This is a genomic window from Micromonospora sp. NPDC000442 (assembly GCF_042898635.1).
GTDB lineage: Bacteria > Actinomycetota > Actinomycetes > Mycobacteriales > Micromonosporaceae > Micromonospora.
This window is the reverse complement of sequence record NZ_JBIAYZ010000008.1, coordinates 83,948-96,975: the sequence shown is the minus strand read 5'-3', so window position 1 is coordinate 96,975 and position 13,028 is coordinate 83,948. Positions and strand designations below refer to the sequence as shown.

The following is a 13,028-nucleotide window of genomic DNA, read 5'->3' as shown; positions in this document are numbered from 1 at the left end:
TCGTCGGGCCCGCTCCGCGCCACCTCGGCGTTCCGGGCGGACCGGGCGCACGTTCCCTACCGCGACCGGTGCCGGTCGGCGATCATGCCTTCGCAGGAACGGACGGCAACCCGGGCGGCGACCGCCATCGGTGGCGAGGTCAACGGGTTCTCGGCGCGGCGCTGCCAACGCGCCAGCGCACCGTCGGTTGCCGCGTCCAGTTCGGCGTCGGAGGCATCCGGCGGTAGCCGGAGCCGCTGGTGGGGTGCGGCGCCGCTGCCGCCGATGAGCTGTTCCAGTTCGGCTACGACGTCGGGCTTTCCGGTCACCCAGCCGGCCCGCAGGCCGGAGAGCACTCGAAGCTCGTTGAACGGGTGCGCGGAGGCGATGATCTCCTCCACCTTTCCCGCGACACTCTCACTACCTGACCGCGGGTGCAGGCGGGTGACCTCGGCCAGTGCGAGCAGGGCCGACCTCGACTTGAGTACGTCCCGACGTTCGAGGAACAGCGACCCGAGGACCTCTCGTAGCTGCGCCAGCCCGCTGCGTTCGGTCAGCTCCCGGGCCAGTTCGGTGGCGGTGCCGCAGGTGCCGTGTCTGAGCAGGGCGGCGGAGAGGCGTAGGCCGAACATGCCGAAGCGGGCAAGCAACTCCTCCCGTTCGATTGAGGTCATCCCCAGCTCGGGCATGGACTGGACGAATCTGTCGGCGGAGAGCAGCAGCTGCTCGGTCTCGGCGGCCGGCAGCTCCGAGATGCGGCGCAGCCGGGCGAACTCCACCTCGGTGAGGGTCGCTGCGGTCTCGGCGAGCAGACCAGCCACGGGAACGACGGACTGGACCAACTTCCGGACGCTCGGGTCGGTGCCCAGCCGGCCGGCGATCCGACGTGCCGACGCCATCGCGTCGAGCCGGCCAACGGCGATCTCGTCGGCCCGAGAGAGGACCCCGATGGCGTTGACCGGGTTGGGTCGGGACACCTCCACATCGTGGAAGGCGCGGAGGAAGTCCACGTCGTTGCTGTGCAGGTGCCGCATCAGGTAGATCACCGCGTCCGCGGGAGTCTCCTGGTCGTCCGGGACGAGCAGGTCCCAGGACCGTTGCGAGACCTGCTCGGACAGCGATCCGATACCGGGTGTGTCGATGAGCGTCATGGGTCGCAGCGCCTGCGAGGGCCAGCTGACCTCCAGCTGTGCCACGTCGTCCGAGCTGAGATCGCCGAGGTCGATGTCGATGGCACCGGCTTCGCGGCTGAATCGGACCTGTCGTGGCAGGCCCTGGTGGGGATGGGCCACGATCTGGTAGGTGTGTCCGTCCTGGTACCAGGTGACGACGCGGGTGCACTCACCCGCGTCGGTGGGTGCCAGCCGTTCCCCGACCAAGGCGTTGAGCAGGGTCGACTTTCCCGCCTTGATGCGGCCGGCGACAGCCACCCGAAGTGGTTCGTCGAGCCGGTCGCGCAGGGCGTCCAGTCGCGCTTCGTGCGGCGTGCCACGGTATACGTCGACGGCGTGGTCGAGCACCACCCGCGTACGGTCGACAAGGCTCATGCGTACCCCGCGTGGGGGTGCGGTTCGAGCAGATGGATCCAGACCAACTCGGACCCCACATCCTCACCTCGTCGTTGTCCGGACTACGTTCCGTGCTCCTGCCGACGTCACCACGACGACCGTCGCTCACCCGGGTCGGCTGCGTCTCTTGAAGCATCGGCTCGCTGCCGAGTCACCACTTGGCGGAAGTCTGAGGTTTGCCTGACGAACCTCTGAGCCCGCCAGGCGCGCGGCCGGCGCGCGTCACGGATCTGCGGCCGGGGGGGGGGAGTTGTCGTGGGGCCGTCATGGAGTTCCGGCCGATGCGGACAGTACGCTCAGCGCACTGTGGGAGAGACCTATCGCTTCGGTGACTACGAGCTGGATGCGTTTCGTCACCAGCTCCGCCGGGCCGGTTCGGCGGTGCACGTCGAGCCGCGCGCCCTCGATCTCCTGTTGCACCTGGTCAGACACCGGGACCGGGTTGTCACGAAGAACGAGCTGCTCGACGAGGTGTGGGGTAACCGCTTCGTCAGCGAGGCCGCCCTCACCACGGGGCTCCGGACCGCGCGACTGGCGGTGGGTGACACGGGCAGCCAGCAGCAGATGATCCGCACTGTTCATCGGCGGGGCTATCAGTTCGTTGGCCCGACGACCCTGCTCGCGGCCGGACCGACGGTGGGAACCGTTCGGGGCTCGGACGTCGCGCCCGGACCGACGGGACCGTTTACCGGCGTGGAAAGCCAGACCATCCGGTTCTGCAACGCGGACGACGGCACCAGCATCGCGTACGCCACGGCCGGCTCGGGCCCACCACTGCTCAAGGCCGCCAACTGGATGACCCACCTCGAACTGGAGTGGGCGACCCCGGTGTGGTCGCACTGGCTGAACGGTCTCGCGCGTGATCGGCAGCTGATCCGATATGACGAGCGGGGCTGTGGCCTGTCGGACTGGGTGGCGCCGAGCTACACCTTCGACGACTGGGTCGATGATCTGGAAACCGTGGTCGACGCGGTGGGGCTTGACCGGTTTCCGTTGCTCGGTGTCTCGCAGGGTGGCGCGGTGGCGGTGGCGTACGCCGTCCGTCGTCCCGAACGTGTCAGCAGACTGATCCTGGCGGGCGCGTACGCCCGTGGACGTCGGGTCAGGGCCGGTAGCGTCGCCGAGGCTGACGCGGCGGCACTCGACCTGAGCCTGGCCAGGGTCGGCTGGCTCCATCAGGATCCACGATTCCTGCGGGTCTTCGCCTCCCAGTTCCTGCCCGACGGAACGCCTGAGGAGTGGCAGGAGTTCACCGCCTTCCAGCGGCAGACGACCTCACCGGAGAACGGGGTCCGCTTCCTGGAGGAGTTCGCCCAGATCGATGTGTCCGACATCGCGCACCGGGTGCAGTGTCCGACTCTGATCATCCACTCCCGTGACGACGCGCGGGTACCGGTCTCGCAGGCCAGAGAGCTGGCGGCACTCATTCCGGACAGTCAGTTGGTGCTGCTGAACAGCCGGAATCACCTGCTCACCGCTGCCGAGCCGGCGTGGCACGAGTTTCTGTTCCACATCGAGGAATTCCTTGGCGAATAGTCACCGGTTCTCGTCCTCGCCCCCGGTGTCCGGGGTCGGCCCACTGGCCGCACGCGGCCGCGCGAGCCAGCGGCGCGGGTACCGGTCCGCAGCGGACGAGCGGCGGGCGGCCAGCAACACCCGGACGGCCATGACGGGGGTCATCAGAGATTCCGGGCGCGCCAGCAGGTTCTGTACCCGCAGCACGCGCAGGGTCACCGGTACGGACGTGTGGCATGCCCGGATCACCGTCGCGATGTAGCGGTTGACGAGGTCGGTGCCGCGCGGCCTCACCCCGCTGGTTCGGGGATCGGCGAAGTCGGCGGCCGCCGCGATCCGCCATGGCACGTCGACAACCTTGGCGGCCCGTCGGTAGAAGTCTTTCGGCAGCGCCGGTGAGGTGGGGCCGTGCCGCTCGATGGCCCGACCGAGTGCACTGGCCTGGAGAGCCGACGACGACATTCCCTGTCCATAGACCGGATTGAAGCTGCAGATCGCATCGCCCAGCACCACGAATCCGGCCGGGCTGCGTCTCATCCGTTCCACGTGGCGGCGCTGGCTGGTGGGCATCCGGAGCGTCAGTACCGGGGTCAGGGCCTTGGACCGGGTCAGGATGTCGGCGAGTACGGGCGCCGGCAGGGCACGGGCGAACTGCTCGAACTCGGCCTGGTCGGTGGGCGGCGCATCACCGTGGAACGCCCCGAGGGTGACGATCCATCGGTCCCCCTCCACCGGCACCAGGGTGCCGATCCGGTGGCCACCGGCCGGATCGGCGACGACAAGCGCAAGGACGCTGTCGTGCTGATCCGGGTCCCGGCGCATTAGCCGGGTTCCGTAGGCCATGTCGAGGTGGATGGCCGAGACCTCGGGTACGGAAAACCCGTCCTGGGAAAGGTGGTCCAGGAACCTGGTGTTCCGGCCGGTGCAGGCGACGACCAGGTCGGCCCGGTGCTCCGTGCCCTCGCAGCGGACCCCGATCACCCGCCCGTCGGCAACGATGAGCCTGTCCACCGCCGTCTGGTCGGTGACGGACACGTTGGGCCTGTCCCGCACGAGCTGTCGGCGGATCGAGCCCTCGAGCAGCGGCCGACTCATCGAGATGCCCGGGTGGCCGGCGTCGGGCATTCGCCAGTAGTCACCGCCCTGGTGCCAGAGCAGGTCACCGCTGCGTACGGGGACCGCACCGCCGGACACCAGATCATCGACCAGGCCGGGTAACCAGTGACTGAACAGCCGCATACCCGCGGCCATCAACACGTGGGCATGACGGCCCTGGGGCACGCCTCGCCGCACGACCGGCTCCTCGGGCAGGCGGTCGCGTTCGATGATGGTCACCTGGTCGAAGTGGTCACTCAGCACCCGCCCGGTCGCCAAACCCGCGATGCTCGCTCCGATGACAACGGCCCTACCACCTCGGCGCTCGATCATCTCTAGCCACTCCGCCTCGTCCCGGACCCGGCCGGGCGGCCGGTCGCTTCGAGCATCCGTCCAGCTGCGGAGCCGACACTTGGTGAAGGTCTGAGGCTTCGCTGAGGAGAGGGCACCCGACCGTGGTCAGGCCGCGAGGAAACTGTTGACGTGGTGCAGGAACTGGGCCCAGGCCGGTTCGGAACCGGTGAGCAGATGGTTGCGGCTCTCGAGCAGGACGAGGCGGTTGTCCGGGATGAGGGAGGCCAGTTTCATGGCCTCCGCGACCGGCACTCGTTGATCTTCCCGGGAGTGAATGATCAGTGTTGGGCACCTCACCTGGTGGGCGAGGGCCGAGACGTCGATGTGGGCCAGGGCCTCCAGGAACCGGACCCCGTTCTCCGCGGAGGTGGTCTGTCGCTGTAGGGCCACGAATTCGTCCCACCGCTCCGGAGCGGCGTCTGCCTGGAACTGGGACGCGAAGAAGCGCAGCAGACTGCGATCCTGGGTGAGCCAACCGAGCCGGGCGACGTCCAGGTCGACGGCTGCCGCGTCGCGTTCGTTGTCGTCAGCGGCGCGGACGAGCCGCCCCCTGGCGTAGGCGCCGGCGAGGATCAGCCTGCTGACCCGCTCGGGACGCCGCGCTGCGTACGCCAGCGCAACCGCCCCGCCCTGCGACACGCCGAGCAGGGGGATCCGGTCGAGATCCATCGCATCGATCACCGCGTCGAGGTCGGCGATCCAGTCCTCCACCGTGATGCCCGGTGAGGTCCAGTCGGACAGGCCGGAGCCGCGCTCGTCGTAGCGGATCAGTTGGCGATCCCGGGTGAGGCCGTCGAACCAGTGCGACCACATGTCCACTGTTCGTTCCACGTCGATGCGGGTCAGCCAGTTGGCGGTTCTGACCAGGGGCGGACCGTCGCCGCTGACCGCATAGGCGATGCGGGTGCCGTCCCTGGCCCGGCAGAAGCGGATGACCTCGCGGTCGGCGCCGGACGCCCGCGACCGGGCCGGCGGGCCGGGGACCGAAACGGTGGGGCCGGAACCCGTAGCCGCGCCGGCCGGGCCCGGTGTCGTGGGAGCGACGAACTGGTAGCCGCGTCGTTGGAGGGTGCGAATGAGTCGCTGTCGGCTGCCGTCGTCACCGACCGCCCGGCGGGCCGTGCGGAGGGCGGTGGTGAGCGCGGCCTCGGTGACGAAACGCCCACGCCACACCGCATCGAGCAACTCGGCCTTCGTCACCACTCGATCACGATTCTGGACGAGATGACAAAGCAGGGCGAAGGCGCGCGGTTCGACATGGATCGGTTGGCCATTGCGGCTGAGCCGGCCGCGTATGACATCCAAGTCGAATGATTCGAAGCGGAACACGCCGTCAGTCATCGTTTACAACTATAGATTGATCGGCAGATAACGATTAATTGAGCCTTTTCGGTAACTGGTCAGAGACCCGGGGTGGGCGGGCTGAGTCATCGGGTCAGGCACGCCGCGAGTCCTCATGGCCGGGACATGTCACGAACCGTCGGGTTACCGCTCGGCGAAGGTTCCCTCGGGCGGTCCCCGACGACGAGACCCACCGCGGCATTCTCCAGTGTCGGGAGAACCGGGTCCGCAAACGCCGCGCAGAGGTTGGTCAGGTCGGCGGCACGGTCGTCGTGATCGGCCGAAGCCGCTGCCGACCCGGGTGGGGCTCGTCGTTGCCCGCCGCGCGCTCGTCGACGCGACAGCCGCCGCTGTGGGACCGTCCGCGTCGACGATGAAAAGGTTGTCATCGGTGAGCAGTTCGTCGTATGGCGACAGGTTTTCGGTGGTCAGGGGACGCAATCCTCACCGGTTGCTGGTGGTGTCCTGGCGCCTGTCGAACCCGCTGGGCGGACCTGTTTACCCTTCCGTGGAACTTGTCCAACAGTCCTGAGGAGTGACCGGCGCTATCGTGAGTGGATCAAGAAGTGGCAGCAGTCCTCATGGCATCGGGTGGCGCTCGGCGAACCGCCACACGATCTCGCTGGCGTCGGGACCCGCGCGGTCGGTGTACCTGCCGTCGCCGTCCGGGCCCGGCCAGGCGTGCCCCATGCCCTGGACGTGGTACGACTCGACGATCGACGAGCCGTCCGACGCGGTGATCGTCGTGTGCGTGTACGGGTGTCGTCCCGCAGCGGCGGGAACGGACACGGTCTCCTCGGTCGAGCCGAGGCTGTCGTTGGTCAGCCCGTCGTCGATGAGATCGCCCACCGCGGTCCAGTGTGTGGCGAGTCGGGTGGCGACCAGGGGCGGCACGACCTCGTCCTGCTCACCCTGGATGATCAGCAGCGGCACCCGCCGGGCCCGCTCACCCATCTGCGCCCACGCCTGACGTGCCGTGTCCACTGGCGATGTCGAGTCCGGGTGGTCCGGGTCGACCTGGTTGAGCCCGTACTCGCCGCCGGCGACCGAGGTCACCGTGGCGAAGACGTCGGGGTAGGTCGCGGCGAGGATGACGGCGGTGCCCGCCCCCGACGACGCGCCGGCCACGTGCACCTGATCCGGATCCGCGTGGTACTCCTCGACCACCTGGCGGGCGACACCGGCCAGCAGCGCGGGTTCGCCGGTGTGCCGCTGCTGCTCGCGGGGATCAGCCGAGTTCCAGCAGGCGATCACGTTGCGGGAGATCAACTGCGTGGGGTAGACGACGATGAAGCCTTCCCGGTCGGCCAGGCTGTTGAACTGCGTGGTGGCTTTCATCGAGTTCCACCCGTAGCCGGTCATCGCGCAACCGTGGATCGCCATGACGACCGGCAGCCGGGTCGTCCCGTCGTGTTGGGGCGGGAGATGGACCTGGTAACGCTGCGAACCAGCGGGGCCCTGGTAGACGTGGTTACGGTCGCCCTCGCCCATTTGCCAGGGCAGGCCGAGCTGGAGAGCGGCGACGCCGAGACTGGCGACGGCCACGACGGTGACGAAGATGCCGGAGAGGATCCGCAGCCACCGCCGGGGACGGCGGGGCACGATGTCGGCATTCCTCGCGGGCTCGATGGCAGGGGTGGTGGACATGTACCCCATCACAGCGCGGACGCGGCCGAGGCGTCAGTGGCGTGGTGTCATGACCGCATGTGACACGGTGTCACTGGTCGTGGCGGTTGGTCCTCGGCGTCGGCCGCCGGTTCACATGTTCATGATCGGTAGCTGCGCGTCGCTCGGCTCCAACCGGGTGAGCAACTGCTCGGGCTGTCCGGTCACCATCGACAGCGCGTGCAGTGCCACCGACCGGTCGCCCTGGTCGGCCGACACGACGGCCACGGCGATGGCGAGTCCGCTGGCCACATGCGGGCTGCGCTCCTGCGCCAGTCGGGCGGCGTCGGCGATGTCCCGCCACGCGTCGTCGTGGCGGCCGGTGCGGCTGCGCGCGATCGCCCGGTTGGCGAGCAGCATGACTCGCACGATCGGGGTGCACTCGCCGGTGAGCTGGCGGCCCATCAGCTCGGCGGCGCGCTGGTAGTCCCTGGTGCGGAACGCGGCTGCCCAGCCGGTGCGGTCGGTGAGCTGGATCAGGTCGATGACCCGGCCCTCCTCCGGCCAGGTCCTGCGGTAGCTGAGCCGGAAGCTCATCCAGCCGTTCGAGTCCAGGGCGGGCAGCAGTGGACGGATGTCGGTCGCGCACTGCTCCGGGCTCGGCGGACAACGGAGGAAAACCGGCTTCGGGTCGGCCGCCAGCGCCCGACCCTCGCGGTCGAACAGCCAGTTACCGCGATGCGCGTCGCCGTGCAGGATGTTGCGGGAATGCAGGAGAGCCAGCGCGTGGCCGATGGCGTAGCCGTCGGTGTCCGGCGTGAACCGGCCCGGCTCGGCCACCCACAGATCCCGGAACTCCCGGTAGTCGGTCACCACCGGCCGGGCCTCGTACGGAAATGGCGGTGGTGGCATGCGGTCGGCGTAGGAGCACAGGTAACGGATGCTCTCGCGTGGGCCGATCACCAGCGGATAGCGCGGCCCGCCCGCGCCGGTCAGGATGGACAGCGGCACCGCGGCACACTCACCGACCGACTCGACGATGTCCTGTGGCCACTGATCCGTGTGGCTGTCTGCGGGCACCTCGTCGCGGAGCAGGACGATCTGGCCGCCCGCCACCAGGTCGCGTACGGCGCAAAGGTCTGATCCGGTGAACTCGGTAGCTTCGACGCCCGTCGAGCCCAGCATCATGGGTCGATCCTAGAATGGACGCCGTGGCCGCAAACGGACAGAATGTGGCGCTGGTGACGCAGACACTGATGGCCAACGCCAGCGGCGTCCTGTCCCGGCCGGAGGCGCTGACCCTCCCCAGGTTCCTCGATCTCTGCTCGCTCTGCGAGGCCGCGGTGCTGCTCGACCGCATGGAGGCACTGGGTGCCTCGAACGAGTACGTCAGTGGCCTCAGCAGCCAGCTCGCTCGGGAGGGACTGTACCGGACATTTGTGCCGAAACTGCCGCGCGACGAACTGCGCCGGATCGCGCTGCGACTGCCCGACGAACTCGCGATGCGGGTGGCCGACGGCGACGGCGACGACCCGTCCGTGGCCGGCGAGACCGGCGCGGTGACCGGTCTGGACTACACGACCGGGCTGAACAATCTCCTCGCCCAGGTCGACGGGCTCGGCAGCTTCGCCAGCGCGGGCGAGGCCGTGGCCAAGGAGCGGATGTACCGGGGCAACGGCTATCTGGTGGTGGCCGCCGCGCACGGCCTCGACTATTTTCCCGACTTCGACCGCGTGCCGTTCGTCGCCGGCACCCTGCAGAAGACCTACCGGTCGCTGCCGCGTCAGCTGTACGACAGGATCGCCGAATCGCTCCAGGAACCGCTCACCGGAGGCGACGTCGTCGCCGAGTGGACGGCCATGTCGACGATCCCGATCCCGCCGATCGCCGCGCTCGTGCTGTCCCGCGCGTCCGGTCTCGACGACATTCCCGAGCAGGTGCTCCGAGTCCGCGACGAGTTCAGTGGATACCGCCGCTACTTCGCTGACTTCAAGGCCGAGTTGCAGGCCGCCGACACGATCCGCGAACGCCGCAAACTGCTGACCCGCTACCGAACCCTGCTGGATGAGGCGAGCGGCCCGGGGCGCGAGGCGGTATCCGTGACCGAGATGCTCAACCTGACGGAGAAGGCGGTCACGGTGGCCACCGCGCCGACCGTGCCGACAAGCTACGGTGCACTGCTGCTGACGCAACCGATCGACTGGATCAGCCGCTGGTGGCGCCGCCGCCCGCTGGCCATCCTGTTCCGCCTGGACAGCAAGATGCCCAAACTCTCGGAGTACCAACAGTTGGCCGCCCGCCTGTGGGGGCCCGGGCCCGCTGCCCGCCTGCACGACCGGGCCGTTGCGCACGGCAGCGCCGTGCAGAGGCTCCTGTCCGAGGTCGAGACCACCGTCCAGTGAACACGCGTCACGCGGCGCGCCTGGGACGCCGCCCGTCACCCGTCCGCGTCGCGCCCGTCGGGTAGGCCGGCCAGGCGTCGCTTGTCAGGCTTGCCGGCGGCCGTGACCGGTGCCTCGGCGATGAAGGTGATCTTCCGGGGAGTGCAGGGCTCGCCGAGCTGCTTGTGGACCAGCTCGCGTAGCACGTCCGGATCCGGCTGCCGGCCCGGCGCGGGCACCACGAAGGCGTGCACCGCCTCGCCGGTCTCCTCGTCGGGTGCGGCCACCACGTACGCCTCGACGACGTCGGCGGAGCTGGCCAGGACCCGTTCGATCGGGCCGGCGTACTGGAGGTCGGCGTTGACGATGATGACGTCCCGGGCCCGTCCCAGCAGGTGCAGGTAGCCGTCGCGGTCCAGCCGTCCGAGGTCACGGGTGCGTACCCAACCGTCGGTGAAGACCTCGGCCGTCTCTGCCGGGTCGTTCCAGTAACCGCTCGCCTGGGACGGGGTGCGGACGAAGATCTCCCCCTCGACCCCGGCCGGGACCGGCCGGCCGGCGGTGTCGCGGACCTGCACCTCGACCGCGGTCGGCGGGCGGCCCACCGAGGCGAGCAGGGCCGGTGCGGCGAGCATCTCCGCCGGGGTCAGCATGGAGATCATGCCGGTCTCGGTCTGGCCGTAGCCGTGGTAGACGACCGGCCCGAGCACGGAGAGCGCCTCGTCGAGCCGGGCCGGGTGCAGCGGGGAGCCCGAGACCAGCAGGGCGCGCAGTGCGCCGAGGTCGGCCGGTGCGGCGCGCTGGGCGGCGACCAGCTTCGCCAGCCGGGGCACGGTGATCACACTGGCCGTCGCCCGGTGCCGGACCAGTGCGTCGGGGAAGAACGGCTTCCCGGCCCGGGGTGCTTCGGCGATCACCATGGTGCCCCCGGCGGCCAGGGTGAGAATGCCGTACTCCAGCATCACCTGGCTGCTCAGCGAGCCGAACACCAGGTAGCGGTCGAGGTTGCCGGCGAGGTCGCGGACCGCCGGTGGCCACCGGTCCGGGTGAGCCGCCCAGGCGGCGTCGAGTGACGCGTACGTCTGGAGGCAGCCCTTCGGGTTGCCGGTGCTGCCGCTGGTGTAGACGACCCGGGCGATGTCGTCCGGACGTCCGGCGGGGACCGGCGGGGTGACGTCGGCCCGAGTGGCGGTCAGGTCGGGTGTTCCGTCGACCGGGCCGATGCCGAGCAGGGCAAGGTCGGCGGTGGCCGACCGCAGCTGCGCGGTCGCGGTCGAGCGGTCGACGAGCACCGCCGAGATCTGGTGGCCGAGCAGGTGCCGGAGGTGATCGGGAGGGAGTCCGGGGCGCACCCCGGCGACCCGGGCGCCGACCACCTGTGCCGCGACGATGGCGGCGAACGCCTCCGGAGACACACCCAGCGCCACCGCCACCCCGACACCGGGACCGATTCCCGCCGCCCGCAGCCCTGCGGCGACCCGGGCGACCAGCTCGGACAACTCGTCGGCGCCGACGGTACGCGAACCGTGCTCGATGACCGGGCGGACCCGCCCGCTGTCCAGCAGGTCGAGGATCGCCTGCGGATGGCCCGGTTCGGCTCCCGTCGTCACCCGGATGCTCCCGCCGCAGGGGCGACACCGGCCAGGGACTCCTTGACGAAGACCGCCAGCGGCTGCTGGTGCACGGTGGGCAGGTTCCACTCGTTCTCCAGGTTCTCCGCCAGGTGGTGCACGGCCACCACCTGCCCGTCCCGGTAGTGCCGCACGACCGGGTGCAGGTACGTGGCCCGGTGCGCGGCGTACGCGTCGTTCTCCGCCACCCGGGGCACCGAGATGTCGAACGGGTCGGCGGAGTCGTGGTCCGGCCCGTACTCGAGGGTGACGGCGAGCGCCCACCCGTCGTCCAGCCCACCGTCGGCGAGGTACGCCATCGGCACCTCCTCGTGGTAGTACGCGGTGTCGTCGCGGACCGTCACCACGTCGCCGAGCACCCCGAACTGCTGCCAGAGCGCCGAGGAGCGGTTGACCCGGGCGATGATCGCGTCGGTGATCGCCTCGGGGGTCGCCGCCAGGCGGGTGGTCGGCCATTGCGTGTCGTGGTAGCGGGACGCGAGGATGCGGTGCAGCGCCCGTACCCCGTACCGGAAGCCGTGGATGAAGCCGCTTGTCGATTTTTTGAAGTCGCGCTGCTGGGTGACGGTGCCGGCGAAGTAGAGGTCGGGGACCGAGGTCGACTCGTACGCCGAGGTCTGCTCCGGGAAGCGGTCGTCGATCACCAGCCGGGGTCGGCAGCTCTCGTCGAAGATGCTCGCGTCGAAACGGAATCCGGTGCAGGCGATGACCCGGTCGTAGCGGATCTCCCGGACCGCCTCGACCGTGCGGGCGTACCGGAAGCGGACCAGGTAGCCGCCCTCGGGCCGGCGGTGGATGCTCTCCACCGTGCCGTCAAGCACGGCGTTCTGCGACTTCAACTGGTAGGTGTCGAGGAAGTTGTTGTTCACCGCGCGCAGGTGCCCGACATAGTGTGACTGCCAGGCGAAGCGCACCGAGCGGGGCCCGGCCAGGTGCACCACGGCGGCGGTCTCCATCAGCGCGTCGGCGGTCTCGAAACCGGAGTTCCCCTTGCCGATGATCATGACGCGTTGGTTGACGAAGTCGGCCGGGTCGACGCTTACCGTGTCGTACCGTTCGGCGGTCTCGATCCCGTCGATGGGCGGCAGGTACAGCTGCGAGACGCCGGTCGCGACGACCAGTCGGCGTCCCCGCCAGGTGCGGCCGTCGGCGTCGAGGGCGTGGAAGCCGTCGTCGTCGCGGCCGATCCGGACCACCCGGGTCCGGTAGCGGACCCGCACCCCGGTCGCCGTGGCGAAGTCGGCGAGGTAGCGCAGCAGGTCGTCGGCGGCCGGGAAGTACCGCTGGCTGTACCGGCTGAACAGCAGCTCCGGATCGTCGCTGAGCAGCGAGTTCCAGTCCATCCGCAGGTTGAACTCCGGATCGTCGCAACCGGTGTGGACCTTGTTGATGGAGATCAGCTTGCGGTGTCGCGGATAGCGGCGGAAGAAGGTGCCGGGCGCGGCGCCAGCCTCCAGGACGACGTAGTCATGACCGTCGCGTTCGAGCAACGCGCCGAGTTGCAGTCCCGCCGGCCCCGCACCGATGATCAGGTAGGCGTGCGTCATGCGCCGGACGCT

Annotated in this window: 9 protein-coding genes; 2 read left to right on the top strand and 7 right to left on the bottom strand. The window is 69.6% G+C overall.

Annotation, left to right across the window (positions count from 1 at the left end; genetic code table 11):
* Window positions 1-56 precede the first annotated feature (56 nt).
* Window positions 57-1,526: a dynamin family protein gene (locus ACFY2A_RS15105; RefSeq protein WP_387171950.1), complete on the bottom strand. Its 1,470-nt coding sequence runs from the start codon at window positions 1,524-1,526 to the stop codon at window positions 57-59.
* Between the two features lie 327 nt (window positions 1,527-1,853).
* Between ACFY2A_RS15105 and ACFY2A_RS15100 the strand changes: the two genes are divergently transcribed.
* Window positions 1,854-3,083 carry an alpha/beta fold hydrolase gene (locus ACFY2A_RS15100; protein WP_363924282.1) on the top strand — a complete coding sequence of 410 codons (1,230 nt, stop codon included), beginning with the start codon at window positions 1,854-1,856 and terminating at the stop codon, window positions 3,081-3,083.
* On the opposite strand, the gene ACFY2A_RS15095 is transcribed toward ACFY2A_RS15100, so the two are convergent.
* From ACFY2A_RS15095 to ACFY2A_RS15080, 4 genes are all read right to left on the bottom strand, one after another.
* A complete protein-coding gene (locus tag ACFY2A_RS15095) occupies window positions 3,084-4,490 on the bottom strand; it encodes an FAD-dependent monooxygenase (protein WP_363924281.1) in 1,407 nt (468 codons plus the stop codon). It abuts the gene before it with no gap.
* Window positions 4,491-4,616: 126 nt separating this feature from the next.
* Window positions 4,617-5,852: an alpha/beta fold hydrolase gene (locus ACFY2A_RS15090; protein WP_387171947.1), complete on the bottom strand. Its 1,236-nt coding sequence runs from the start codon at window positions 5,850-5,852 to the stop codon at window positions 4,617-4,619.
* Window positions 5,853-6,431: 579 nt separating this feature from the next.
* Window positions 6,432-7,499: an alpha/beta hydrolase family esterase gene (locus ACFY2A_RS15085; RefSeq protein WP_387171945.1), complete on the bottom strand. Its 1,068-nt coding sequence runs from the start codon at window positions 7,497-7,499 to the stop codon at window positions 6,432-6,434.
* A 111-nt stretch (window positions 7,500-7,610) separates the two neighbouring features.
* Window positions 7,611-8,645, bottom strand: coding sequence for a hypothetical protein (locus tag ACFY2A_RS15080; protein WP_387171943.1), 1,035 nt, complete (start codon window positions 8,643-8,645; stop codon window positions 7,611-7,613).
* A gap of 23 nt (window positions 8,646-8,668) precedes the next feature.
* On the opposite strand from ACFY2A_RS15080, the gene ACFY2A_RS15075 reads away from it, so the two are divergent.
* Window positions 8,669-9,859: a hypothetical protein gene (locus tag ACFY2A_RS15075; RefSeq protein ID WP_387171941.1), complete on the top strand. Its 1,191-nt coding sequence runs from the start codon at window positions 8,669-8,671 to the stop codon at window positions 9,857-9,859.
* Between the two features lie 35 nt (window positions 9,860-9,894).
* Here the strand turns inward: ACFY2A_RS15075 and ACFY2A_RS15070 are convergent, their stop codons facing one another.
* Window positions 9,895-11,448 carry a class I adenylate-forming enzyme family protein gene (locus ACFY2A_RS15070; protein WP_387171939.1) on the bottom strand — a complete coding sequence of 518 codons (1,554 nt, stop codon included), beginning with the start codon at window positions 11,446-11,448 and terminating at the stop codon, window positions 9,895-9,897.
* Window positions 11,445-13,016 carry an NAD(P)-binding domain-containing protein gene (locus tag ACFY2A_RS15065; protein WP_387171937.1) on the bottom strand — a complete coding sequence of 524 codons (1,572 nt, stop codon included), beginning with the start codon at window positions 13,014-13,016 and terminating at the stop codon, window positions 11,445-11,447. The genes ACFY2A_RS15070 and ACFY2A_RS15065 overlap by 4 nt, the downstream gene beginning before the upstream one ends.
* Window positions 13,017-13,028 lie beyond the last annotated feature (12 nt).

Coding starts and splice junctions, on each gene's coding strand:
- ACFY2A_RS15080 (WP_387171943.1), bottom strand. CDS start 8,645: ATGATGCTGGGCTCGACGGGCGTCGAAGCTACCGAGTTCACCGGATCA.
- ACFY2A_RS15065 (WP_387171937.1), bottom strand. CDS start 13,016: ATGACGCACGCCTACCTGATCATCGGTGCGGGGCCGGCGGGACTGCAA.
- ACFY2A_RS15090 (WP_387171947.1), bottom strand. CDS start 5,852: ATGACTGACGGCGTGTTCCGCTTCGAATCATTCGACTTGGATGTCATA.
- ACFY2A_RS15095 (WP_363924281.1), bottom strand. CDS start 4,490: ATGATCGAGCGCCGAGGTGGTAGGGCCGTTGTCATCGGAGCGAGCATC.
- ACFY2A_RS15105 (WP_387171950.1), bottom strand. CDS start 1,526: ATGAGCCTTGTCGACCGTACGCGGGTGGTGCTCGACCACGCCGTCGAC.
- ACFY2A_RS15085 (WP_387171945.1), bottom strand. CDS start 7,499: ATGTCCACCACCCCTGCCATCGAGCCCGCGAGGAATGCCGACATCGTG.